This window comes from Leptospira noguchii serovar Panama str. CZ214 (assembly GCF_000306255.2).
Taxonomy (GTDB): domain Bacteria; phylum Spirochaetota; class Leptospiria; order Leptospirales; family Leptospiraceae; genus Leptospira; species Leptospira noguchii.
The window spans coordinates 202873-227896 of the sequence record NZ_AKWY02000024.1 but is presented as its reverse complement, the minus strand read 5'-3'; the positions used below and the strand labels follow the sequence as shown (position 1 = coordinate 227896).

General features: G+C 35.4%; 17 protein-coding genes and 3 pseudogenes. 10 read left to right on the top strand and 10 right to left on the bottom strand.

Going from position 1 to position 25024, the window contains the following annotated elements:
* Positions 1-134: 134 nt before the first annotated feature.
* A pseudogene (locus LEP1GSC059_RS24725) lies at positions 135-255 on the top strand (transposase); the annotation flags it as partial.
* A pseudogene (locus LEP1GSC059_RS23745) lies at positions 222-401 on the top strand (transposase family protein); the annotation flags it as partial. The pseudogenes LEP1GSC059_RS24725 and LEP1GSC059_RS23745, both read left to right, overlap by 34 nt.
* Positions 402-580: 179 nt before the next feature.
* On the opposite strand, the gene LEP1GSC059_RS14665 reads toward LEP1GSC059_RS23745, so the two are convergent.
* On the bottom strand, positions 581-1864 hold the full coding sequence (locus LEP1GSC059_RS14665) for an adenylate/guanylate cyclase domain-containing protein (RefSeq protein WP_002177503.1): 1284 nt from the start codon (positions 1862-1864) through the stop codon (positions 581-583).
* A 186-nt stretch (positions 1865-2050) separates the two neighbouring features.
* On the opposite strand from LEP1GSC059_RS14665, the gene LEP1GSC059_RS14660 reads away from it, so the two are divergent.
* A complete protein-coding gene (locus tag LEP1GSC059_RS14660) occupies positions 2051-2713 on the top strand; it encodes an oxidoreductase (protein WP_017214419.1) in 663 nt (220 codons plus the stop codon).
* A gap of 386 nt (positions 2714-3099) precedes the next feature.
* Here LEP1GSC059_RS14660 and LEP1GSC059_RS14655 read toward each other — a convergent pair whose 3' ends face one another.
* The 5 genes from LEP1GSC059_RS14655 to LEP1GSC059_RS14635 all read right to left on the bottom strand — a co-directional run bounded on the left by LEP1GSC059_RS14655 (position 3100) and on the right by LEP1GSC059_RS14635 (position 10778).
* A complete protein-coding gene (locus LEP1GSC059_RS14655; protein ID WP_020980963.1) occupies positions 3100-5337 on the bottom strand; it encodes a TonB-dependent receptor in 2238 nt (745 codons plus the stop codon).
* Positions 5338-6291: 954 nt separating this feature from the next.
* Entirely contained in the window at positions 6292-6918 is a 627-nt protein-coding gene (locus tag LEP1GSC059_RS14650) for a hypothetical protein (protein ID WP_017214418.1), read from the bottom strand.
* Positions 6919-7015: 97 nt separating this feature from the next.
* Positions 7016-8776 (bottom strand): acyl-CoA dehydrogenase family protein, encoded by a 1761-nt coding sequence (locus LEP1GSC059_RS14645; protein ID WP_020980958.1) that lies wholly within the window; start codon positions 8774-8776, stop codon positions 7016-7018.
* A 554-nt stretch (positions 8777-9330) separates the two neighbouring features.
* Complete coding sequence (lipL32, locus tag LEP1GSC059_RS14640) at positions 9331-10149, bottom strand: major surface lipoprotein LipL32 (RefSeq protein ID WP_000736494.1); 819 nt, start codon at positions 10147-10149, stop codon at positions 9331-9333.
* Between the two features lie 230 nt (positions 10150-10379).
* Entirely contained in the window at positions 10380-10778 is a 399-nt protein-coding gene (locus LEP1GSC059_RS14635; RefSeq protein ID WP_002177551.1) for a ParB N-terminal domain-containing protein, read from the bottom strand.
* A 171-nt stretch (positions 10779-10949) separates the two neighbouring features.
* Here LEP1GSC059_RS14635 and metK point away from each other — a divergent pair, with 171 nt between their 5' ends.
* The 4 genes and pseudogenes from metK to LEP1GSC059_RS23180 all read left to right on the top strand — a co-directional run bounded on the left by metK (position 10950) and on the right by LEP1GSC059_RS23180 (position 17070).
* Complete coding sequence (metK, locus tag LEP1GSC059_RS14625) at positions 10950-12110, top strand: methionine adenosyltransferase (RefSeq protein ID WP_002177462.1); 1161 nt, start codon at positions 10950-10952, stop codon at positions 12108-12110.
* Between the two features lie 4 nt (positions 12111-12114).
* Positions 12115-13077, top strand: coding sequence for a transketolase family protein (locus tag LEP1GSC059_RS14620; protein ID WP_017214416.1), 963 nt, complete (start codon positions 12115-12117; stop codon positions 13075-13077).
* Between the two features lie 118 nt (positions 13078-13195).
* Complete coding sequence (locus tag LEP1GSC059_RS14615; protein ID WP_002177561.1) at positions 13196-13516, top strand: ATP-dependent Clp protease adaptor ClpS; 321 nt, start codon at positions 13196-13198, stop codon at positions 13514-13516.
* Positions 13517-15161: 1645 nt separating this feature from the next.
* A pseudogene (locus tag LEP1GSC059_RS23180) lies at positions 15162-17070 on the top strand (DUF1561 domain-containing protein).
* A 138-nt stretch (positions 17071-17208) separates the two neighbouring features.
* Here the strand turns inward: LEP1GSC059_RS23180 and LEP1GSC059_RS14605 are convergent.
* Together LEP1GSC059_RS14605 and lsa23 are read right to left on the bottom strand one after the other, a co-directional pair.
* Positions 17209-18387, bottom strand: coding sequence for a MaoC family dehydratase (locus tag LEP1GSC059_RS14605; protein WP_017214411.1), 1179 nt, complete (start codon positions 18385-18387; stop codon positions 17209-17211).
* Positions 18388-18627: 240 nt separating this feature from the next.
* The gene (gene lsa23 / locus LEP1GSC059_RS14600; protein ID WP_002177576.1) at positions 18628-19239 is read right to left on the bottom strand and encodes a surface adhesion protein Lsa23; all 612 of its coding nucleotides are present in this window, start codon (positions 19237-19239) and stop codon (positions 18628-18630) included.
* 375 nt (positions 19240-19614) lie between these two features.
* Here lsa23 and LEP1GSC059_RS14595 point away from each other — a divergent pair, with 375 nt between their 5' ends.
* Positions 19615-21570: a M3 family metallopeptidase gene (locus tag LEP1GSC059_RS14595; protein WP_017214408.1), complete on the top strand. Its 1956-nt coding sequence runs from the start codon at positions 19615-19617 to the stop codon at positions 21568-21570.
* Between the two features lie 7 nt (positions 21571-21577).
* Here the strand turns inward: LEP1GSC059_RS14595 and LEP1GSC059_RS14590 are convergent, their stop codons facing one another.
* Together LEP1GSC059_RS14590 and LEP1GSC059_RS14585 are read right to left on the bottom strand one after the other, a co-directional pair.
* A complete protein-coding gene (locus LEP1GSC059_RS14590; protein ID WP_000433088.1) occupies positions 21578-21814 on the bottom strand; it encodes a hypothetical protein in 237 nt (78 codons plus the stop codon).
* 74 nt (positions 21815-21888) lie between these two features.
* Positions 21889-22554, bottom strand: a complete 666-nt coding sequence (locus LEP1GSC059_RS14585) for a glutathione S-transferase family protein (RefSeq protein ID WP_017214407.1) — start codon at positions 22552-22554, stop codon at positions 21889-21891.
* Between the two features lie 178 nt (positions 22555-22732).
* Here LEP1GSC059_RS14585 and LEP1GSC059_RS14580 point away from each other — a divergent pair, with 178 nt between their 5' ends.
* Both LEP1GSC059_RS14580 and LEP1GSC059_RS14575 read left to right on the top strand, forming a co-directional pair.
* The gene (locus tag LEP1GSC059_RS14580) at positions 22733-23518 is read left to right on the top strand and encodes an SDR family NAD(P)-dependent oxidoreductase (protein WP_002177481.1); all 786 of its coding nucleotides are present in this window, start codon (positions 22733-22735) and stop codon (positions 23516-23518) included.
* Between the two features lie 6 nt (positions 23519-23524).
* A complete protein-coding gene (locus LEP1GSC059_RS14575; RefSeq protein WP_017214406.1) occupies positions 23525-24721 on the top strand; it encodes a sterol desaturase family protein in 1197 nt (398 codons plus the stop codon).
* Positions 24722-25024: the final 303 nt, after the last annotated feature.

Here is a 25024-nt window from a genome sequence, read left to right as displayed (position 1 = left end):
GACTAAAAAGCCTGTTTCAAAACCTCAAAAAATTTGTATGATCATTCTTTAGAAGTTTTTAATAAAATGCAATAGCTCCTACAAAAATTATCACATTTGGAAATTTTGGGATAAATTCTAATTACCCCAGTCAAATTGAAAAGACATCAAAAAAAGTGAATATTATCAAACCGAAAAAGAAACCTAAGAAAAGAGAACTTACCGCTACACAAAAAGCAAAGAATACAAGAATTAGTAAAAAAAGGATTTTCGTAGAAAATGCTTTTGCCGGTATTAAAAGATTTAGAATTACATCGGATGTCATTAGATGTTTTAGAAAAGACTTTAAACATCTCGTTTTTGTTTTAGCCGCAGGGCTTTGGAACCTTCATTTATTTTTTAATAAACGTTTTAATTACTAATTTTTCAACAACTCTAATGCTTGTAAGCTGCCTCTTCACTTGAGCCGCAACTTGGCCGCATTTTTAGTTTATACTAAAATTTCTGGTTAGTTTTAATTTTATTTGTTTATTAACTCAATGAGTTACTCCCTGAATGCCGATCCTTAGAGAGGCATTCGCTAAGCTTCCTGGATCGTAACTCATCTCCATACAACTTCATAAAGTTGTAATGGTTCTTGTTTGCCTTTAACTTTTACTCTAGGCATTCGATTGAGAGTGTATTTGCCGCCTAACAACTCCATAGTTTCTTTAGAAATCAAAAACGATTTTTTTAAAACCTTACAAATGGATTCGATTCTAGAAGCCGTATTGACTGCATCACCGATGACTGAATATTCTCTATGAAGATCGTTGCCTATGTTTCCTGCAAAAACTTCTCCAGTATGAATACCGATACCGATTGAGATAGAAATTTTACCTTCCGATTTTCTCAGTAGATTCCATTCTGAGAGTCTTTTTTGCATGATGACCCCACAGCCTACCGCATTTCTTGCATCCACTTCGGCGGAAGGAGAAGGGTGAGGGGTTCCGAACGTAGCCATCACTGCGTCTCCAATATATTTATCTAATGTGCCGTTGTGTTCAAAAATACATTCCATCATAATTTTACGAAATTCTGATAGAAAGGCGCTCAGCTCTTCAGGGTCCATGTTTTCAGACATTGCGGTAAAGTTACGAATGTCTAAAAAAAGAATACTCACGATTTGGCGATTTCCATTTTGAAGGGCTCCAGGATTTTCCACCATTTCGTTTACTATCTTTGGGGAAAAATATCTAGAGAGTTCCGTTTTTTGACCTTCTGCAATTCCGATTCTTCTTACCATAGAAATGGTTCGAAAGATTCCCATAGAAATCATCATTGCAAAACAAAAATACATGCCCGGTTTACCCGCAACGATGTCTTCGATCAGAACATCTGGTCCGTTGATATAATGTCCCCAGTTCTTAGTATAAGTAAGTTGATTTGTCGAAATCGCGATCCAAAGAATTGAAAAGTAAATTACGTAAAAAAGAAAAAGCCCAATAAAAACAAAACGAATCTTAAATTGTAAAAGAGAATAAATGATCGGGAAAAGAAAGAAAAGATTGATCGTATGTTTTAGAGTAAATCCTAAATTCACATCCTTTATAGTAAAAGTATAAAAAATGATAACACCTAAAATCAGAAGATATTCCGCAAATAAAGTAAAGTAATTGAAAACGGTTACGATAGAAATTGGACAAACTCGAATAACGATCGTATGCGAAAGAGTTAAAAAAAGATAAATCGAAAACGCGATGAAATTGAATTTACTGTTTCCATTATCTACGTTGACTGCTATTTGAACCAAAAAGAAAAGTGCAATCAGATAACGAAAATAATTGGTGATTATAATTCCGCTTCTTTCTTCTTTTTGGAGTACATCTAAAACGGAATCTGGCATGGACTTTCTGTCTAGAGTATGAAACATTTTCTGGATGGATTGGAAAGGATTCACAAAGTTCAAGTTAGAAATTTATGGATTCGAAATCAATTCTTTCCGAAAAGAAGGATCGATTTTGAAAAAAATTCTTTCATAAAAAAAGAAGAGAAACATTCTTTTATCAATCTTTTTAGGAGAAATTGATACATGTCTCAAAAAATTGCTTTGATCGCGGGCGCGACCGGATTGATCGGAAAATATCTTTTGGAAGAATTATCCAAATCCTCTTACTACCAAAAAGTTTATGCTCTTGTTCGAAAGCCTGGAAATACCACCGGGACCGAAGAAATCGTTTCCGACTACGAATCGTTAGTTGCTTCTTCTCTTCCCAAAGAAATCACAGATGTTTTTTGCTGTTTGGGAACTACAATTTCCAAAGCGGGAAGCCAAGAAAATTTTAGAAAAGTAGATCATGAATATGTTTTGAAGCTCGCAAAACTTGCAAAAGAAAAAGGAGCTAGATCCTTTCTGGTAGTCAGCGCTTTAGGTGCCGATCCGAAATCTTTCGTATTTTACAACCGAGTCAAAGGAGAAATGGAAAAGGATTTAGAAAAGATTGGTTTTTCTTTTTTAGGAATTTTTAGACCTTCTTTACTTGAAGGAGAAAGGGAAGAGATTCGTCCGGGTGAAGTTGTAGGTCATCTTGTTGCAAAGGTCGTAAATCCGTTTCTTTGGGGAGGGATTCGAAAGTATAGATCGATTCATGGAAGAACGGTCGCAAAGGCGATGATCCATATCGCAGAAAAAGAACCCAAAGGAATTAGAATTTTGGAATCGGATCGAATTGCGGATTTTTGGTCAGCTCTATAAAACCCAAAAAGAACAGTCTTAAAATAAAATTTTTTCGTAAAATTGTCACTCTACGATTGCCAATCAATTTTCTTACATCGAATTCACATTTTTTAAAATGTAGGAACTTTGAAAATCGAGATTTAGAGTTAAATTTTAAAAATATAGAAGTTCTTATTTATAAGTTTGTTTTGCAACATTGAGAAAAATGAATATCTAAATTAGAATATTTGTATTTTATTTTATACTGATTGATAGATACTACTCTGGTACATAAAAATAATACTTACAAAAAATCAAGGTTGAACTTCATTTTTTGAATGGCTTCCATATCTGTGGTAAAAATCGATTGTTAATTTTTGGTGCTGTTTTATACGTTCGAGTGGTGGTAATAAGTTAAATTTTATTTAAAATTTAGCACTCGCGGTAAATAGAAATTGTCTGGGTGGGCCTGGAGTTGGATTTGGGATAGAAGATATAAAAAATTTTTTATTGGATATATTGTTACAATTGATCTGGAAATGAAAGTGTTTATATTGATAATATAGGGATACGTCGTAGATTCCATAGGGTGGAATCGAAAAAGAATTTGCGTTATCACCTGCAATCGAATCTATATAACGTCCACCTAAACCAAATCCAAGACTGGAAGTAAAAGTATAAGTAGTCCAAAGATTGGCTGTGTTTCTGGGAACGTTAATCGGTCTATTCCCTTTGTAATCGATTTCATTCCCTTTTGAATCTACAAAACGAAAAGATTCCCACTCTGCAATTGTATGTGCATATCCGGACTTTAGATTCCATCTTTTGGTTAAACGTAGATTTATATCGAATTCGTAACCGTTGGTTCTAAGTTCCCCTGCCTGATCATACAAATCGGGTTTCGAATTGATTCTAACTGCGACGTCATATTTTTTTGCGGCAAAAAGTGCGCTCGTTAACTGAATCCTTCCTTTTGCAAATTCGATTCTTTGGCCTAACTCTATTTGTTCTCCCATTTCTGGTTTAAGCTGATTGCCTTTTATATTGATGAAAGTAACAGGAATAAACGCAGTAGAATAACCAAGGTAAGCGGTATAATAGTAAATAGGTTGATAGACCAGTCCTAGTCTGTAAGTAAACACTTTGGCATCAAATCGATTCGTGGTTCTGTCCTCTGGTTTAGAAACATATTTATCATTCCAATCGGATAGTTTTTCTGTTACGTTTTCTCTTGTCCAACTATCATATCTGCCTCCTAAAACGAACTTTATAAATTTTGAAAGTTCCATTAGATCTTGAAAATATAAAGAGTGCATTTGTTGGTATAAAATTTTTCTATCTCTAAAGTTTACTGGTAAAGGTTGGGCTGTATCTACTTGGGGATACAGAAGGTTTATATTTGTACTACCTACTGGAAAATATCTTTGTCTATGTCTACTTACCATCCAGTGATATTCATAACCAGATAGAAGATTGTGTTTAAACCCTGTTTTAAAAATACATTGTAATTCTATTGTACCTTGTAGAGGGGATCTTTTTGTTTCAAAATGAAGATGATCTCGTTCGATTGTATTTTCATTTGTGGAAGAAAGAATCAAATCTTCTGCTGAAAAATAATAGTAAGTCTGAGGTAAGTAAGAAATAAAAGATCTCATCGAAAACTTATTAGAAAACTTACTGTCCAGTTGAATTTTAAAATTACCATTTTCGTTTTTAAGATAATCTTCCTTTGTATTGTAATTATTGTTTAGGTGTATTCCGGGCGTAACCAAGTCTATATTAGGATTTTTTGATTTTGGAAGTCCCGCGTCTGGTTTTGTAAAATCGAAAGTTTTTCCTGAAAGAATGGATAGGGTATGTTTTACGGAAATATCCCATTCAAAAGAAGTGGATATGTTATTTAAGTTGTAAGAATTTTTTCTGAAACCTTGGTACCTAGAAGTGGCTGCGTCTATTCTGTATCTTAAAGATTCGGTTCCAATAGGTCCGGTAGCCCCTACGTAAGCTCTTTTAGTATCAAAACTTCCTTTTGTAAGTGAAAGTTCATATCCAGCTTTTTTTTGGGGTTTTTTAGTGATAATGTGGATCACACCCGCCATGGCCCCTTGTCCATATAAAACTGAATTGGGTCCTTTCAGAATTTCAATTCTTTCAACGTTTGTTAGGTTGCTCATAGGAGAGCTGTTTTGAATGAGAAATGTATCGTCTCTTGCACCGTCTTTGAGTAGAAGAGTATTACGAGAATCTAATCCTCGAATTGTAAGAGTGTTAAATCCTCCATAATTTTGTATAACAAATATACCAGGAACATAAGATATAGCTGAAAGCCATTGATCCGCTGCACGGGCCTTTAGTTCTTTGTCGTCTATTATGTTTATGGTGGCCGGAATATCTTTTAGGCGTACGTTTTGTTTCATTCCAGTAAATCCCTTATCTGTATAACCTTTTACGAATATACCTTCTGGTCGTTTTTTACCCTCAGTCAATTCTTCCGTTTTTAAATTTTTGGTCTCTGTTGATTTTTTTTCGAATTGTAGATGTTCTTGAGAAAAAATCCGGATTGGAGAAAGGAAAATTCCTAAAGATAAAAAACTTAAAAAAAAGTAAAAGATAGTGTGACTTTTTAATGAGCTAAAAGCAATGAATGGTTCGATTTTTTCCATAATACGGTAACCTCTAAAAAAGAACGTTAACCGGAAGATGGCCCAACATAAACCGCAACCACTCAAGCTTGATTCATTTAACAAAATGATCTAATGAAACAATTCAAAAGAAATGAATAGAAAGCGAAAACACACCTTATCCTCGAGAGTGTTTTTAAAGAGGAGTATCCGACTTAGAGAATTCTAATACGATTGAAAGAATTCAAACATTACGGTTGCGGGCCAGCACTGGATTTGCACCAGTATTCCTCCGAATACAGTGTGTCATACTAGTAAAACGTAATAATACATGCAAGTTTTTTTATGTATTTTTAACTGGCCTTTCAATTGAGAAAAGAGATTTAATTACTAAAGTGTTATAATTTTAATAACAATAGACAACGCCTGAAAACAAAAAATTTTCGTAAAATACTTAACATGAGTTCGACGTAAAAAAAATTGGGCGAATACAAAATTCAATGCAACAATTTTCTAGGGACGTCGTTGTAGCTCGCATATTTCAAAGCTAAAATGGTTCGCGACCTGAAACGCGATCCGTAGAGAGCGTTTCACTGAGTTTCAAACACTTTCGTAGAGAGCGTTTCACTGAGTTCTTTTCGCTCCAATTCTTTCAGAATTTCCAAACTTAAATGCTGCTCTCTATGGATCGCAGCATAATAATCGCTTTCACATTAGTTATACTGAACTCACCTTACTTAAGGAATTAGAAGTGGGATTTTAATTTTGTATAGAGTTTAGGTATTACGTGTTATAAATAGTCTGAAGAAGATTTTATGCTTCCTAAGGAAATAAAGTATTATTTTGTAAAAGTTCATCTTAGTATAAGAAATAAAAATGAATGCGAAAATTCTCGTTTTAGTTTTCAGAAACTATAACATTAAAGTAGGCTTGCTCTATCACAGTTATAACAATTGCTACTTTAAAAAAATCTAATTTTTTTGCATCAAACACGTATTAGTTGAGAATTTTTCTAAGATCTATTTCTTTACAGTTCGATATTTGGATATCTTTGAGAAAGGTTTCTGTTTTGGTACTTTCTCTTAAAAAAGTTTCAAATATACCTTTAAATTCAACGATATAATCTAATTCGTAAAATTGTCTTTCTTTTCCGCGAGAAAAAGAAAAGTCACTTTTCCAATTGATTTTGATTCTAACTGGTGAGTTTGGACTTAGGCTGGCTATTTGAAAAGATTGTCTTTTAGGAACGCCCCAATTTGTTCCATTAAAAAATAAATTTACTTGATCCGAAGTCATTTTTTCAAATTCAAAAATATCAAATTTGAATCTACTTAAATTTGAAGAGTTGAATGAAACTTCGTCAAGATCGGCATAGAACTGGTTCTTGGGAATTTTAGTCTCTGGATGATAATCTAAAGCAACGAAAAATTCGGAATTTGCAAAAGATTCTGTTGTACTAAAATCTAGACTGGAAATAAATCGAACACAACTGTCTTCTATTTTAGCTGTGGAAGATTCAATATGATTCGGCCATTTCAGAACGGGTCTATTTTGAAAACCACGGTCTTCTTTTGATAAGACGAGCCTGCTTTTGTAGATTTGAATTGCTATTTTAGGTTTCAAATTGTAAGTTCCTTTTTGAGTAAATTCAAACTGAATTTTTTTATAGAGAAATAGTTTATCAAAGTGTTATCATATAACGAGTGTTAAGTTTGATTTACTATGCAAACGTTAGATCTATTTGACGGTTTTCGATTATAATTTGATTTGAAAGAAGGATGGCTTTTGATTCGAGATTATATTCCCTGGCGAGAATTTCTCTTTTTTTCTTTGTTTCACCGTTGAGTTTGAAAGTTCCTTTTTCTAAAAGCAATCCTATCAAAACTCTCGCAGTAGATTGAACTACTTCTAAAGCGACTTCGTCTCTCAAAGATGAGTTTGAGATCGAAGAATACAACTCTACTATTTTTGTCAAAGAATCCTTATTTTCGTTTAACAAAATAGAACCGCCGCCAATCTTAAAAAACTCTTCCTCAAAATACTGGCGTAAATGACCTTTGGGAGACATACCCGATACAATTCCTCCGATTGCTGCAACAACTTGAAGTTGGGTTGTTCCTTCGTAGATATTTGTAATTCGAACGTCTCTGTAAATCCTAGAAATGTCGTAGTCGTAGGTAAAACCCGCTCCTCCGTGAATTTGAAGTGCGTCGTAAGCTATTTTATTTGCAATTTCTGTAATATAATATTTTGATAATGGAGTGAAAAGATTGGCCAGTTTTTCCCATTTGCGGATTGTTTCGTCCTTTTTAATTACTCTTTCATCAATTTTTTGTTCTTTCATTCTTTCTGATTTCCAATGGTAGAGATCGATAGAACGAGAAGCTTCCAGTAAAATCGCTCTCATTCCTGCAATTTCTCTATCCATAAAAGATAACATTTTACGAACCGCAGGAATGTTTTGAATTGTTTTTCCAAATTGCTCCCTTTTAGAAGCGTATTTTTTAGCTTCCATATATGCGGCGGTTGCGATTCCCATTGCCTGTGCGGCGATTGAAAGTCTGGCACCGTTCATCATCGCCATAGAATAACGGACTAAGCCGTATCCTTCATCACCGATTAAGATTCCAGGGGTGTTTTCATAAACTACTTCACAGGTAGGGGAACAGTGAAGCCCCATTTTTTTTTCGATTCCGGCTATAAAAACGTCCGAACTTTTTACTAAGAAAAAAGAAAGACCACGGGCTCCGCTCGTAGGAGTTCCAGTTCTTGCGAGAGTTAGAATTACGGCTGGAATATTAGAAAATCCGCATCCATGTGTAATAAAACGTTTGGTTCCAGTGAGTTTCCACGTTCCGTTTTCGTCTTTTACTGCTTTGGTTTGTAGATTTGGAAGATCAGAGCCGTAGTTCGGTTCGGTCAAAGCCATGGCTCCAAAGATTTCTCCATTTGCCATTTTAAGAACGTATTCCTCTATCATTTCTTTTGAACCAAACCGTTCTATTGTTTCCGCCAAGTTGAGACATCCAAGAGCAATCGCAAAAGAACCATCTGCTCTGGAAAATAATTCTAACATCATAAATTGAATGGTTGCAGGAACTCCAAGTCCACCGTGTTTTCTTCCTATGCTGTAAGGAAGGATTCCGGCGTTTTTTACTTGTTCTATCCCCTTGATCATCGTTTCTGGAAAAGTAACTTTTCCTGAGGAATATTTTAAACCCTCCACATCCATATCTTTTGCAATAGATGCAATTTGTTTACCGGCTATTTCACCTCCGGATTCTAAAATAGATTTATAATATTCTAATGCTTCATCATAAGAACTGGGAGCCATGGATAGAGATTCGTTTCCGTTTTTTTTAAAGATTTTATGATCTGCAAAATTGTCTTCAAAACCATCTATGATCTCTTTCCAATCTATGATAAATTGAAAATTTTCCTGTAAGTCTTGGTTTTCTAAAAAATAATTATTTTCGATCATGTTAAACTCTTTTTGAATATTTTATAATTTCAGAATCTTTTTATGGTTTATAAAATTGAAATTTTTCTGGGACGAATTCAATTCTACACTCAAAATCGATATGGCTGCAAGTAGATTTAATGATGTTTTGTAGGAAATCTACAAATACAAATAAGATCTATTTTCAAAAATAGAGTCATGAATTCTCCATCTGCTTATGGAAACGGTCAATTGAAGCAGTTTTGTTGATCGGCACTATGAAATTTTTCAACAACTCTAGGATACTTTAAAAAGTTTCGATCGATTCTTTAAAACAAAGATGAAGCGTATTTTTTTAAAAGGGAAAATCGGAAATAAAAACTCAAAAGTAGTTTTTAGAAAAATCTAATGTTCGAGACTATAAAAGAATATCGAATATTTTACAACAAAAGTCTAAGAATATAGGAGAGATTGAACTTCTGTAGAGAATCGCAACTTTGTGATAGATTAAATTAAGAATTCATTTTATAAAGGTTTTTTGAAATAAAAAAGCCACCGAAAGGTGGCTTTTTACCTAAAAAACTGTTTTAAACAGATTACTTAGTCGCGTCAGAAGCGGCTTTTTTCAAAGACTCTTCGGCAGCGATAGCTTGTTTTTGCAATTCTTCAGGATTTGAGTGAATCAGCGGGCTCACACCTGGAATACCTGGTGGGAAAAGCAGACCAACAGATGCAACGAAAGATCCTTTCACTTCACCTGGTTTATAGGTAGTGAAAGAAATTCTGTAAAGACCTCTTACTAAAAGTTTTTTAGTATCGATGTTTTTCAGATCGTCAAAAGATTTTGGAGGATTTGGGATCTTGATTCTAGTAAGAGAGTTGTACTTATTGTGTCTCTCTTCTTTGTAAGTATCGTCACCGTCATCATCATCGTCCAATTTTTGAACGGGTTTTGCTTTCGCAGCTTTTGCGATTTGGTCAGGCATAATCGCAGACATTCTTTCTACACGGATCCAAGTATCAAACCAATGTGGCATTGATTTTTCTTCTGGGGTTGCCGCTTTGAAAGCGTCGCTTACTAAGTCTCCATCGCCTGGCTCACCGATTTCGCCTGTTGGGGAAATCATACGAACTCCCATTTCAGCGATTACGGCAGGAATCCAAACATAGAGATAGTATGCTTTTTTGTTTCCATCGACTAAACCGTCCGGCGCTTGTCCTGGCTTTACGTATCCGTAATAGTTGATCACAGATCCGTAGGGAAGTAACGTTTTTACGGTTTCGTTTGTCCCTGGGATTGTGTCCTCGCTCAGAACAAAAGAGCTTTTTAGGCTTGGCAGACCACCGAAAGCACCACAAGCGGTAATGCTTGCAAAGAGTGCAACGGAGATAGCCAAAATCGAAAGTTTTTTCATAGACTCTCCTTAGTTAGGAAAATCACGGTATGAACTTAGGAATTTTTTGTAAATCAATATTGAATAATTTTTTACCTGAAAGATTATAATTTAAGTATGAAACGAAAATTATAATAGTCTTAGAGAAAAATGGGAGATGATTTCTAAGTTTAAAATTTATAGACGACTAAACATCAGAAATTCTTAAAAAACTCTCAAACGAGTGTTTTCAAATCTCAGACACAAATTGATTATTTTTTTTGAAAAAATCGTTTCAACCAATCTAACAAATCTAAAATCCATGCGAAAATTCTTCCGAAGAGGGTGGTATAAGAGTATCTCTTCAATAATTCTCTGACTCTTTCTTGTTCTTCTGAAGTAAATTCTAGACGAATATTGTTTTCCTCCGCTTCCATCTGAACTCTTTCTTTTTTGTTTCGAATGTCTACGATTCGAACGTCTACGTATTCCCAACCTAAAATTTTTACGCTTTCCAGTCTTCTTTCTCCAGAGATCAAAGTATTTTCTAAATCAATTAGAATCGGATGCAGAAGTCCTAATTTTTGAATGGATTCTTTGAGAGGTTGAAGGTCGCCTAAATCTTTACGAATCCTATTTTTTACTTTGATGTCCGAAACTCGAATTTTCATGGTTTCTCAAAAATATCCTGGATGTATATGCTTCAATTCAATTCTGATTTCAGACGTTCAATTTGTTCAAAAGGAACATAGTTTGGATCTTCTTGACACCGAGGCAATCCGCAGGTTTTTGGGATCAAAGCGGGAACTTCTCGTTAATTTTTCACCTATCAGGAAGAACAGATGTCTTTAAAAGATTTTATTTTTACTTCGGAATCGGTTGGCGAAGGTCATCCAGACAAGGTCTGTGATCAGATCTCCGATGCGATTTTAGATGCTTATCTTGAACAGGATCCTAAATCTAGAGTTGCTTGTGAGACCTTAGTGACCACAAATCTAGTCGTGATTGCAGGTGAAATTACAAGCAAGGGAAAAGTAGACGCACAAGAAATTGCAAGAAATGTAATTCGAGATATAGGTTATAATGATATTACGATGGGATTTGATGCTGATTTTGCTGTAGTTTCTGCGCATGTTCACGCACAAAGTCCTGATATTTCTCAAGGTGTAACTGAGGGAGAAGGTCTTTTTAAAGAGCAAGGTGCAGGTGACCAAGGTTTGATGTTCGGTTTTGCGATCAATGAAACTCCGGAACTGATGCCTATGCCGATTTACTATTCTCATGAATTGGTCAAACATTTAGCTGGACTAAGACATAGTAACAAACTGAAATTTTTAAGACCAGACGCAAAGTCTCAAGTTACGGTAGAATACAAAGATGGAAAACCGGTTCGTATAGACACAGTAGTCATTTCTACACAACATTCTCCGGATGTAACTCATAAACAAATCGAAGAGGCTTTGATCGAAGATTGTATCAAGAAAGTAATTCCTTCCAATCTTTTGAACAATACGAAATACTTTATCAATCCTACCGGTCAGTTTATCATTGGGGGGCCTCACGGAGACGCGGGGTTAACTGGTAGAAAGATCATTGTAGATACCTACGGTGGATATGGAAGACACGGAGGAGGAGCATTTTCCGGTAAGGATCCTTCTAAGGTGGATCGTTCCGCAGCATATATGGGACGTTATATTGCAAAGAACGTAGTAGCTTCGGGTCTTGCGGACAAATGTGAAGTACAACTTGCTTATGCGATTGGAGTTGCAGAACCTGTTTCTGTTCATGTGGACACCTTCGGAACCGGAAAAATTTCCGAAGAAGAATTGGTAAAAAGGATTCGAGCCAACTTCAAACTGACTCCAAGAGGGATCATTGAATCTCTCAAACTTCTCGAAAAAGGAAGAAAGTATAGAGAGACAGCTTCTTATGGACATTTCGGAAGAAAGGGTTCTACTTTTACTTGGGAAGAAACTGACAAAGCTTCTGCTTTGAAAGGATAATATAATGGGGGCTCCAAGTACATCGACTACAACTGAAAAGGCTACTCGTGACGGTTATGGAGACGCGCTGCATGAATTAGGTGTTTCTCGTTCGGATGTGGTCGTTTTAGATGCGGATCTTTCTGGATCTACAAAAACAAATAAGTTTGCAAAGTCTTTTCCGGATCGTTTTTTTAATGTAGGTGTCGCCGAACAGAACTTAGTTGGTCATGCGGCTGGTCTGGCGCTTTCTGGACTCGTTCCATTTGCTTCTTCTTTTGCAATGTTTCTTTCCGGCAGAGCTTGGGAAATCGTTCGCAATAGTGTGGTTTATCCTTTTTTAAACGTAAAGTTAATTGCGTCTCATGGAGGAATTACCGTAGGTGAGGACGGGGCTTCTCATCAATGTATCGAAGACTTTGCGATCATGAGGGTTATTCCTGAAATGACAGTGATCTGTCCTTCGGATTACAACGAGTGTAAACAGGTAATTCATACAATTGCCGATTATAAAGGTCCGGTTTATGTTCGAGTGGGGCGTCCCAATGTTCCTGTAATCGAAAGAGAAAATTATAAGTTTCAAATTGGAAAAGCAGAGGTGATGAAAGAAGGTAAGGATGTACTCATCATCGCGAATGGGGTTCTTGTAAACGAGGCTGTCAAAGCATCGGAAGAATTATCCAAAGAAGGAATTCAGGTGACCCTTTTGAACATGGCTACGATCAAACCAATCGACAAAGAAACGATTTTAAAATACGCGAAAGAATGCGGAGTAGTAGTCACTTGCGAGGAGCATAACGTGGTTGGCGGACTTGGTTCTGCTGTTAGTGAGTTTTTATCGGAAGAATATCCGGTTCACGTTTTAAAGGTGGGTATGAAAGATCAGTTTGGAAAGTCCGGAACTTGGAAGGAACTTTTAGATTATTTCGGTCTTCGTTCTAAAAATATAGTTGAAACCGTAAAGAAGGCGAAGGCTCTCAAAAAATAAAAATTTAGATGAGTGGAAATGAAATTTTGTTTCATCTTTTTTCTTTTTCAAAGGGGGAAGATTTTTGTGAGAAAAGAAATTTTTCTTCCACTCATTTCTTGGTAAGATTTTTGGCGAGATGGCGAGTACACAAACTCCAGACTTAACTGAAATTACTGAGGAGTCCACGAAATTAACGGGAGGGCCTTGGAAAGTTGTACTTTGGGACGACAACGAACATACTTATGAATATGTAATTGAAATGCTCGTTGAAATCTGTATGATGACTGTAGAAAAAGCGTTTTTACATGCGGTTCAGGTAGATAAAGAAAAAAGAACCGTCGTTTTTTCGGGAGAATTGGAACACGCAGAACATGTTCAAGAGAGAATTTTGAATTACGGAGCCGATCCTAGAATGTCGAATTCGAAAGGTTCCATGAGCGCGACACTCGAAAAATGAGATTGCGGGAGTTCCCACAATCTCGATAAATGCCGATCCTAAGGGCTTGTGCCTGATTCGTGTTGGGAGGTGGATTTAGTGGGGAACCCCGGCAAATTTTCTTGGCCTACAGGTTCAAATTTATTTTTCCAAAAGGACCGCACGGTTTCTTTCGAACCAAATCTGAGTCAAAAATATAACGTCTTCGTGATTTTCCTTTTTGTCCCAAGTTTAGGAGATACTCAACTGAATTAGGCGAGAAGTCCTGAGCTCGTTCATGAAAGAAAAATAGATAATTTAAAATATTATAAAATTATACTTTTATAAATAATTGCTTCACTTGAAAATTCTCGTTGCACCTCCTGCCAAAAAAATAGGGCCTGTAAAGATCCTAAATCGAGTAAAGTGTTCCTGAATGACTTGCAGATGTAAAAAACGGAGGATCAGGATCGAATCGTAATCTGCAAAGTTGAGATCGATCTAAGACATCGGATCAAAATCGATCCATTTTTACGACGAGCTTGATCGCCGATTTGAATCTGGCTTTGGCAGTTTTGTGGAAAGGGACAGATTTTGATCACGATTTTTTTTGTTTAATTTTCTTTTCGGAAATCTTTTTAACGTAAGTTCGACGTAAGAAAATGAGAAAAGGTTTTCCAAAAATGTGAGTTTCTACAATTTTAGAATTAGTTCGTAAAATCGCGATTTGTGGTGGTTCTTACAAATTAAGTCACATTATTAAAAATTTTTAAATATTCCTTTTTGTATGAGTTCTCACAACTTAGGAATTGATCCATAAAATCCAACTTTTTTCAGAAAAATAAATTAAACCCACGTTTTTTTAGGACATGTTTTTTGGCTTACTTTTCAGATCTTATAGTATTATAAAAATATAAATAAAAAATTTATAATTTATTTATATAGAATATAAACGCATAGCTTTAACTCCTTTTCTAGGAAGAGATTTTAATACAAAATTATTTATTTCTTAAGTTCGTGATCAAAGGATTTTTTTTCAGGGCTTATGAAAGATTGGAATACAGAGTCACGGATTCTCCACAATTTTGAGTTTTTCGAATCGTTATCCAAGTGAAAAATTTTAAAATTTGGAAAAAATACAGATTAGAACTTAGAGTTTGCCTCAAAACCTCAAAGAATTTTATAAGATAGTTCTTTAGAAATTTTTAATAAAATACAGTAGTTCCTACAAATTAAGTCACAATTGGCAATTTGTAAACTTTCGAGCGGGTCTAGTCTCGTTAAATTTTTGTAGTTCTCACATTTTTTGGACAAGCTCTTAATATAATTCAAATTTAAGTCTAAAATAAACAAGTTATCAGTTTATTATGGTATTCTAAAGAATGAAAGTATTATTTTATTTGAAAATAAATAAGAAAAATCAAAGTGAAAATATATTTAGTGAATTGAATCGGTTGTTTGGATTGTTCGGGTATGAGAAATATAGTATCTAAAATTCTAAACTATAATCAATAGTTACTCTTACAATCTATTCTTTATAAATTAGAGGTTACTATGACATTGAGTGTTATAGTAACCTTTTACTCAATTGTAACAATTTGATTTTTAAGAGAACGAGTTTGTGTAAGTTGTAGCGTTTGTTTTAAAGACATATTATGGTTATTTAATTTTATAAAAGGAAAGAATGATGCGTAAATGGAAAGTGCTTTCGTTAGTTTTATTAATTTTTATTAGAGTTGAGCACTCTTATGGGGAGAATCCTACATTTACACCTATTTCATTGGGTGTTACTGGTTCGATTGTTCAAAAACCTACTGATCAGCCAAAAGACAAGTCGATCCAAGTAGTTGTGAGCGACGGAGGTAAGTTTTGCTATGGTCCCATTTTTAGCGGAGGTGAAAGTTATATTATAATTGAACAGTGTTGGGAACGGCACGTTATGAATGCAAGATACGACGTGTTTCAAAGAATTTCTTATTATATTGAAGACACGTGGTTATTTATTACAGCTCCAGAGACAGTCATTCATGCAGAGAAAAATTGGGACTATGTTCATCTTAGACCTTGTGCGATCAATGATCCTTTACAGAGATGGATTGTAAAAGACAATTCCTTTTGGACTGCAGATGGACTTTATCGTTTAAAAGATACAAATTGGTATGGTTATATTTCTAGAAACTCTGGAGATAAATCTGATCATACATTAGATTCTTCGATGGATGATTGGGTTAAAACAGTAGCCACTCCTGGAAACATCAGTATCAAAACTTCCATTGCTTGGGATTTACAAACTACTCAAGGAAATCAACGTTACTTCGTTCGTTGGGGAGGTTCGGATAAAAATACTACGCCTCTCTACTACAATCCTGAAAGTGGGCATATTGCACAGTATTATCCTTCAAGTGGTTCTCTCTATTGTATGTATTCTAAGATGGATGATAATGATCAATGGGACTGGGTGAAGTGATGCACCTATTAAAAAAGATAATCCAGCTTTTTGGAATGTATTTTTTGAAACCGACAAAGAAGGGACGATCACAGACTACAAAGGCAATGTGCTCAGAGTTACCAGATACGGATCTAATTGGGGTGTTGTCTATGCAGCCAAACCTTCTTATTTAGAAAAGGATATTACCCATAGTCCCACTTCTTTGTTTATAGTCGATAAAAGCTTACTGGATTGGACACGTTATGCCTCTTCTAATCTTGGCAAGACGGAACAGCATTGTCCGGCTGGTAATCAAGAAAGTCTTGGACGCAAAAGAGTAGTAAGAACCTTACCGCCTGATTTTCAATTGACTGAGGCTTGGATTCGAAGACTTTATCAGATAGCGATTTCAACTATAGATACGGCTGAGGGAAGTGGGATATGTGGTGTTTGTACGCTTCAAGCTTTCCAAATGTTAGCTGAACTTCAAGAGTATCATTCTCAAGAGCCTTTTCAGAGGGGAGGATATTTCTTCGATACAGCTCCGAATATTGATCCTTTTATCTCGTTTAGACAACGTTACCAATTTTTGGATAGATTGCTGACAGATATACCAAGAACGTATAGTAATCTTAATATTGTTCCTCCCGATGACAGAAACAGACTGATGACATTTGCATCTGCTAGGACTATTCTACCTCAGTACAATTGGGCTATATCTGCTGAATTCACTACTCGTTCCGAGATATTATCACACGTTAGTTCACTCATCAATTCTCCCCATGGAAGTCTTTGGATTGCGGCACTGGGACGAAGACGTCCAGATGGAACTTTCGGTTGGCATGCGGCTCCCATTCTTAGAACCTCTCAAGGATTAGTGGTAATGACTACTCGCTTAAGTAGTTCTACGCCACTTAGTCTTTACAGACAATCTTTAGCATCCACTATAGATCCTGCCCAAATAGTTGATAATCGCCTGGGAAGACCAGATAGAGTTCTTATGAGGCTTATAACAATACAGTTAGGAGGATATTATCAAAACTTTTTTGATAATATGATTTCTAACAGGAATTGCACTGGAGAAGGAGAGGACAGAAGAGGAACAGGAGAATATCCAACCAGTTCATTAGTAAATCAGTGTTTAGGAGGTAGATGTATTCTACAATGATTGAATTTGGAAAAATAAACCCTTACGTTGAATTAAAAAAAGAGCCGTTGACTGTAAGTTCAAATTTACGTTGTCAAGGCTCTTATATCGGATCGATATTTCAAGCTGTAGAAAGTTTATGTTTTAGTTCTAAAAAAATTAACCTTTTTTCTTAACTAGAATCTTTCTTTCGATTTCGAAAATTTTCTCTGCGAGTTTTTCTTTTCCGTGTTTTTTCTTATCGTTTTCTTTTAGAAATAGATCTTCGCCGAACTTTTCGAAAGCGTCATTTGCCTTGATGTTCTTCAAACCTATGATTTGAAGGTGAACCGCTCCCGCAGGAATTCCGAAATCGTTTCCACGATCTTCCACCGTAAGAACTCGCGTGATTGCAGTGACAGTATCTCCGCTGAAAGAAGGTTGTGTGTGATAACCTTCGGTGAATCCTAGATCCCAGATCATGTTTTCCGTAATATCTCTGGAAGCCATTCCGCATAACCACGCAAAGACGAGTCCACCGTAAACCACTGGTTCGCCTCCCATGGGTCCGGAAATTCCTGCTGAATACAATTTATCGTAGTGCAAAGGATGAGTGTTTCCAACTCTATAAGTCCAAGGAAAATGTTCGTCTGTGATTGTTCTTCCGTTTTGATGGATGTAGATTTGACCTGGTTGAAAATTTTCGAAATAAGTATCTGGCCAAGTAGAGGCTTTGAACTCTATCGGAAATTTAAGAGATGGAAGTTCGATTACTGGAGAATCCGTTTCTGGAAAAAAAGCGTCTTTGATTACCGGTTTTGGATTTCCTTTTGGTTTTCCATTAGAACGATAGATCATAATTTTTCTTTCATATTGTAGAACTAATTCTTTGTTTTGGTTCAAACAGATTGTACGAACGCTTACGATTCCAGGTTTCTCTGAACCTTTATCGTCTACTTTCAGAATTTTAGTTTTTGCAGAAAGTGTGTCACCTGGATAAACCGGTTTTAAGAATTGAACGTTGTAGTATCCTAAGTTTGCGAGCGCCTTTTCGGAATCGTTTTGTACCCCAAGAGAAAGAGCAATGTTAAAAACTTGAAGAGAGGAAACCAACATATCTTGGAACCCGTGTGCTTTTGCGTAAGGTGCAGATAAAAAAAGAGGATTTGCATCCATAAACGTCGTAGCAAATTCTTGAGCAAAGGCTCTATCAATTGTGATATCTCTAGGATGTTCGAAAATTTCTCCTTCTGTAAATTCTTCTAAATATCTTCCGTAAATATTCCGTTTTACTTGATCTTTAGAAACTGCGGTGTTTGGAGCCAACTCTGCAAAAGGTTTATTTGGAACTTTGGTCATATAAGCCTCGATTTTCCCAGTATTTTGTAGATAACCACATAGAAAAGTTTTTTATTATCGAACAATATAAGAAGAGAGACGGCCGAATTAAATCAGCGTTCTATATAGTAAAGCGTAGACTCTTTGCGTAGCAAATGAGTTTATTCTACGTTGCGACAACAGAAAACAACACACTGAGTTTTCAGAATTGTGAGATATGGATCGCGTTGAATAAATTGAAGTCTCTTGGCAAAGCTAATTCTATTTTTCTAAATAAAAAGAGTCTAACTTTTCTCTACTTCCGGTTCGGAGTTCAACAGAATTTAATTTTTTTTCGGAAAGTTCAGGGTTCATATTCGTTTCTGAGAACATATGATTCCACGTGTTTATAAATAAAACCGGTTTACCTTCTTCTTTCATAATTTGTTCTGATTTTAAAACGGAATCAAAATGGTGTACCGGGTCTGCTGTAAATCTTTGTTCTCCTGAGTAAACGTTTTTAAGATAAATATTGAGTAGTTCTCCTTTTTTTGAAAACTCAAGAAGAAGTGTTTCAATATCCTTATGTCTTCCGTATTTAAAACCTCTATAAATCCGATAGATCTTATCTTTCCAAATCGATGGATGTCTTTCGTCTTGAAAAACAAGACTCAGTTCAATTCTTTTTCCCAAAAGAGTTTCCATTTTGCTGCAATAAATAATTTCTAAACGGTTCCCAGCTTCAACGTCTTGGGCGGGTTGGATAAAAAGAGGAATTTCCTCTTTAGAACATTCTAAGTTAGAGGAAAAGTAAGGAAGTTCTTTCTTTATAGGAGAACATTCGCCTAATAAAAAAAACAAAAATCCATAAAAAAAAATAGCAAAGGCAAACATAGATTCGTGTTTTATAATTGAACACCTTATCGTCAAACTCGAAAAAAAATCTATGGATCAAGAATTCAATTTTATTTTTTAAACTGTTGAGATTAAATTCAAAATTGAGAGTCAATACTCAATTGATTTTATATGACTAGGACTATGTAAAAGAATTATACAGTCCAATCGTTTAGAGTCATTGAAAAATTCCATAATGGCGATTAAAAAAACTGCTTCAATTGATCGTTTTCGTTTTCACGAAACAGAAACAAATCTAGGATTCATTTTTCAAAAATGTTTAGAGTTTTTAAATGAAGGACTTGATCACGATTCTATTTTTGTATAAGCCAAAAAAATGGATGAAGTTTCGAAGGTGGGAAAGATATTGGAAGTATGTTTCCAGAATTCGAAGCAGATAAAGTAGCACTCACTAAAAACGAGATTTTAGAAAAAATCAAAAAGATTCGAAAAGAAATTCCAGTTTTACTTTCTCAAAAAGAAAGAACTTACGAGAACGTTATTCGTCCTTTGGACGATCTAGTGCAAGACATGCAGGTAGAGTTTACCGTTCTTGCTCATCTAAATAGTGTAAAAAATTCTAAGGAAATCCAAACGTATTATACGGAAATACTTCCGGAGATTACCGCTTTTTATTCCGATTTAGGACAAAACGAAGAACTAAATTCTGTATATCAGGAAATTCTAAAGAACGAAGAAAATACTCTGAGTATTCCTCGAAAAAAAAGTCTTCAAGATTCCATTCTACAATTTCGATTGAGCGGTATCGGTTTAAAACCGGAAATTAAAAAAAGAATCCAGGAGATTCAAATTCGGCTTTCCGATTTAAATAATCAGTTTTCTCAAAATCTTTTGGACGCCACGAACACATTTGAATTGATTTTGGATCGTCAAGAAGACGTTGAAGGTATTCCCGAATCCGATCTAAACGTTGCTAAAACAGAGGACGGTAAATATCGTTTTACTCTTCAGATGCCTAGTTATACGGCCTATATGACTCATGGTCCAAATCGGAATATTCGAGAATTATTATATAAGGCTTATACTACACGCGCTCCTCAAAACGGAAAACTGATTTCGGAAATACTTTCTTTAAGAAACGAACTTGCAAAATTTTTAGACTATTTTAGTTATGCGGAGCTTTCTTTAGCTACTAAAGTGGCCAATTCCGTTCCTAGGGTTTTAAAATTTTTAAGAGATCTGGCTAAACAAGTTAAACCGATTGCAGAAAAAGAATTTGAAGATCTTTCTAATTTTGCAAAAACTTTGGGAATAGATTCTGTTAAGGCGTATGATACTGCGTTTGTAAGCGAAAAGATGATGAAATCCAAATTCGATTTTGACGAAGAAGAAACCCGTCCGTATTTTGAAAAGAACAGTGTAATTTCCGGAACATTTCAATTTTTGAATATGCTTTTTGGAATTGAATTTCGCAAATCTTCCGCTAAAGTCTGGGAAGAAAAGGTTCAAGTATACGATCTATACAAAGAAAAAAAACTGATTTCTCGTTTATATTTGGATTTAGAAGCGCGTAAAGACAAACAAGGCGGGGCTTGGATGCACAACTGGCATTCCAGAAATAGAATTAAGGGTTGTGACGTTCTTCCGACCGCGTTTGTGGTCTGTAATTTTCCTGTTTCTACAAAAGATTCTGTTTCTCTTTTAAAACATAGGGACGTGGTCACTTTTTTTCATGAAATGGGGCACGCTTTACATCATCTTTGTACTAAAATTGAAGAACCTCCTGTAAGTGGTATTAATGGAGTAGAGTGGGATGCAGTAGAATTTCCTTCCCAGTTTTTGGAAAATTTTGCGACTGAAGCGAACGTTCTAAAGATATTCGGAAAACATTATAAAACCGGAGAAACAATTCCAGATTCTATGATTGTGAAACTCAAAGAGACTAAAAACTTTCTTTCTGCAATGGGAATCGTAAGGCAGTTAGAGTTTTCACTTTTTGATATTTTTATTCACTTAAAAAGTCATACGGAAGAAGAAGTACATTCTGTTCTTCATGAAATTCGTAAAGAGGTCGCGGTTGTGATTCCTCCGGAATACAATCGTTTTCAAAACGGATTTTCTCATATTTTTTCGGGAGGTTATGCCGCGGGATATTATAGTTATAAGTGGGCGGAAGTGATGAGCGCAGATGCATTTTTCGCTTTTGTGGAAAGAGGGATTTTTGATTCTAAACTTAGCGAAGTATACTTTAAAGAAATTTTAGAAAAAGGCGGAAGTGAAAATGCGATGATACTTTTTAAAAGATTTTTAGGAAGAGAACCAAAGATAGAATCTCTACTGAAATTGTACGGATTGGAACAAGTGGCTTAAACGTTGATTAGGAAAGACTTTTTCTGAAATTTTGGAGTAAAGATTCTTTTCCGGCTAAAAGTACTTCTACTTGATCCTGGTCTATGTTATAGACAACGTTACTTTTAAGAGCGTCTTTGAATTCGCTTTGGTCGATCGTTTTTTGATCGTAGCTTTCTTTTAGAAAATTATACCAACCTGCCAAAAGAACTTTGAGATGAGGCAGTTCCCGGATCGGGATGGAAATTACTTTTTCTGGTTCCATAAAGACCACAGTAGGCTATTTTATTGATTTAGAGAGTCAAATCAATTTTAAAATCAACCTAAGAATTTCCGTTGTTATTCGATTTTTGTTTTGGTTCTTGCTAAAATTTTCTTAAGTGTTTGTTTCTCTTTTTCTACAAGTGCAGGACCTGTTTTTGTTTTCATGAATGTAAAGTATTCTTTCCAACCATTTAACAGATCTAAGGGATGATTGTCCGGATAAAAGGGACGTAGTTCTTCGTCTAACACGGATAGGTGGGCAAAACCAGAACAGTCCGCCATCGTAAAAACTTCTCCCGCTATGTAAGGTGAAAATCGAACCACTCTTTGAAGCGCTTTGATTCCTTTGACTAAGATTGGATGAACCTCTTCTACTATTTCCGGAGATACTTCTTTTCCTCTAGTTGCAAGTAGATAGATTCTTCTGGCGGGTATATCTAAATAGGTTTCTATTATCGTAGAAATTTCCCTAACCCTAGCCGCTTCCCAGGAATCTTCCGGGATCAGTTTAGGGGTTTGTGGAAAAATCGTATCTAAAAATTCTAAAATAGCTCCTGACTCGAATATAAATTTTCCATCCATTTCCAGAACCGGAATTTTTCCCATAGGGCTGATCTTTAGAAATTCCTCTTCTTGAGAAGGTGCGATCCGAACTTGTTCATATTCTAAACCTTTTTCTAAAATGCCTAGTTTTACTTTATTAACATAATTACTGATACTTGCGCCGTGAAGTTTGATCATGAAAAAGAAAAATACAAATCTTACGTTTTTTAGGAAATCATTTTTCGATACAATTTTATAATTTGTTAGAAAAATAGGATTTCATCTAAAATGAAAACGTAATGTTCAATTGGCCCTGCAAAAAAAGTCTTTCACTCTTTTTTTATGGAATTAATTTCGACCGCAAAGGAAATGAAAAATGACAAAAACGGCAATCATTACGGGTGGTACGGTGGGGATTGGCTACGAGCTGAGTAAACTGATCGCAGCGGACGGTTACGATTTGATTTTAGTCGCTAGAAACGAAAAAACCTTAAAAAAGGTAAAAAAAGAAATTGAATCGTTAAACAAAGTAAAGGTGGACATTCTTTCTCTGGATTTGGCAGATCCTAAGTCTCCCAAGAAAATCTTTGACTTCGCAAAAAAAACAAAAGCAGTTGTGGAAGTTTTAGTGAACAATGCAGGTTTCGGAACGAACGGAAAATTCGATCGAATGGATCTCAAAGAAGAGCTTCAGATGATTCAAGTAAACGTGGCTTCTTTAGTAGAATTGACTCATCTTTTTTTACAAGGTATGGTAGAACGTAAGAATGGAAAAATTTTGAACGTGGCTTCCATTGCTGGATTTCAACCGGGACCGAATATGGCGAATTATTATGCGACAAAGGCCTATGTGTTATCTTTTACGGAAGCGGTTTACGAAGACGTAAAAAAAGACGGAGTAACCGTAACTGCACTTTGTCCAGGACCTACCAAGACCGAATTTTTTGAAAGGGCAGAGATTACAAAATCAAAACTTTTGGACAATCCGATGGCACCGATTATGGACGCAAAAGAAGTGGCTGAAATAGGATACGACGCTTTGAAAAAAGGAAAATCAGTCGTAATTGCCGGAACTTTGAATAAAATATTAGCTCAGAGTGTTAGGATCACTCCTAGATTTATTACACGTAAGATTACAAAATTTTTCAATCAAAACGGTTAAAACAAAATGCAAGGATCCGTTTTAGATCTAGCCGTACCATTTTTTCTAATATTGATCGGACTCGAGGTTTTGTATTCTAAGATCTCTGGAAAGATCGTATATCGATGGAACGATACGGTGGCGGATTTAAGCACGGGGGTTTTATTTTCTCTGACGGGGATTTTTGTAACAATCGTTTCTCTTTGGATATATGAGAAGTTTAGAATATTCTGTTCTTTGCAGACTTTATTTGGAGTTTCTGAGCTACCGCTCGGAGTTCCTGTTTGGCTGGATTCCATAGGTTGGCATATCGATTTTAAAAGTTTAGCTGGATGGATCTTTGTATTTTTGGCTGTGGATTTTGTGTATTACTGGTTTCATAGGGCAACACACGAAATTAATTTTTTATGGGCTTGTCACGTTACTCACCATTCTAGCGAAGAATTCAATCTTTCCGTTGCCCTGAGACAGTCTAGTTTTCAAAGAATTTTCGAATATATGTTTAATCTTTCGATCGCATTCTGTGGAGTTCCTTGGCAGGCGTTTTTGTTGGCTCATGGAATTTTAAAAATTTATCAGTTTGGGGTACATACTCGGTTGATCGGAAAGTTAGGATTTTTAGAAGAAATTCTAATCACACCTTCCCATCATCGTGTACATCATGGAAGAGATCCAAAATATATAGATAAAAATCACGGAGGAATTTTAGTATTTTGGGATCGAATTTTTGGTTCCTTTGCAAGAGAAGAAGAGGAACCGATTTACGGACTTACAAAACCGGTAACTACGTTTGATCCGATTTACACAAACATCCATGTTTACGAAGAAATTTTTTCATTGGCACAAAATACAAGTCGTTGGAAAGAAAAAATTTTACTATTCTTAAAACCTCCTGGATGGAGGCCTGAAAGTTTAGGACCATCGGTTTATGCCGAAGAAGTGGATCGAAGTAGATATATAAAATACGATCCGATTGTATCCAAACAAAGAATTGTTTTAGGTATTTTGGAATTTTTGGTTTTGACTGTTTTTTCTTTATTATTACTAAAATATTTTAAATCCGGGATTTTTGAACTATGGAAAATTTTCCCCGCGATTGTATTTTTCTTTTACGGATTTAGACATACCGGATTTGTTTTGGATGGAGATACAGTTGGAAAAGTTCGCACCGTTTTACTTCTTTTAGGAGGAGCGGTACTTTACTGGATTTTATTTTTTGTCTAAAGGTCTGTTTCAAAAATTCATACGAGATATTTTGTAAAAGATATTTAAAAATCTGCATATTGCTTCTCGTAAAAAGAATAGAGTTGTTGAAAAATGAATCGCCACTTCGTTTCTGTTTTATGGAAACGGTTGATTGAAGAGTTTTATTGATCGTTACTATGAAATTTTTTATCAACTCTAATATTTTCATTTTGTGTTATACATATTTGAGCTTTTTTAAAATTTCTTATAGGTTGGAGATTTTCAGATGGATGCGACCGTTTGACGAATTTCAACATTCCGTTTTTTTGTCAAATAGCTGCC

Bases quoted from the DNA above. Each gene is read 5' to 3' on its own strand.
- LEP1GSC059_RS14665 (WP_002177503.1), bottom strand. From the start codon at position 1,864: ATGCCAGATTCCGTTTTAGATGTACTCCAAAAAGAAGAAAGAAGCGGA.
- LEP1GSC059_RS14585 (WP_017214407.1), bottom strand. From the start codon at position 22,554: ATGATCAAACTTCACGGCGCAAGTATCAGTAATTATGTTAATAAAGTA.
- metK (WP_002177462.1), top strand. From the start codon at position 10,950: ATGTCTTTAAAAGATTTTATTTTTACTTCGGAATCGGTTGGCGAAGGT.
- LEP1GSC059_RS14615 (WP_002177561.1), top strand. From the start codon at position 13,196: ATGGCGAGTACACAAACTCCAGACTTAACTGAAATTACTGAGGAGTCC.
- LEP1GSC059_RS14605 (WP_017214411.1), bottom strand. From the start codon at position 18,387: ATGACCAAAGTTCCAAATAAACCTTTTGCAGAGTTGGCTCCAAACACC.
- LEP1GSC059_RS14620 (WP_017214416.1), top strand. From the start codon at position 12,115: ATGGGGGCTCCAAGTACATCGACTACAACTGAAAAGGCTACTCGTGAC.
- LEP1GSC059_RS14635 (WP_002177551.1), bottom strand. From the start codon at position 10,778: ATGAAAATTCGAGTTTCGGACATCAAAGTAAAAAATAGGATTCGTAAA.
- LEP1GSC059_RS14575 (WP_017214406.1), top strand. From the start codon at position 23,525: ATGCAAGGATCCGTTTTAGATCTAGCCGTACCATTTTTTCTAATATTG.
- LEP1GSC059_RS14660 (WP_017214419.1), top strand. From the start codon at position 2,051: ATGTCTCAAAAAATTGCTTTGATCGCGGGCGCGACCGGATTGATCGGA.
- LEP1GSC059_RS14645 (WP_020980958.1), bottom strand. From the start codon at position 8,776: ATGATCGAAAATAATTATTTTTTAGAAAACCAAGACTTACAGGAAAAT.
- LEP1GSC059_RS14580 (WP_002177481.1), top strand. From the start codon at position 22,733: ATGACAAAAACGGCAATCATTACGGGTGGTACGGTGGGGATTGGCTAC.
- lsa23 (WP_002177576.1), bottom strand. From the start codon at position 19,239: ATGTTTGCCTTTGCTATTTTTTTTTATGGATTTTTGTTTTTTTTATTA.
- LEP1GSC059_RS14590 (WP_000433088.1), bottom strand. From the start codon at position 21,814: ATGGAACCAGAAAAAGTAATTTCCATCCCGATCCGGGAACTGCCTCAT.
- LEP1GSC059_RS14655 (WP_020980963.1), bottom strand. From the start codon at position 5,337: ATGGAAAAAATCGAACCATTCATTGCTTTTAGCTCATTAAAAAGTCAC.
- lipL32 (WP_000736494.1), bottom strand. From the start codon at position 10,149: ATGAAAAAACTTTCGATTTTGGCTATCTCCGTTGCACTCTTTGCAAGC.
- LEP1GSC059_RS14595 (WP_017214408.1), top strand. From the start codon at position 19,615: ATGTTTCCAGAATTCGAAGCAGATAAAGTAGCACTCACTAAAAACGAG.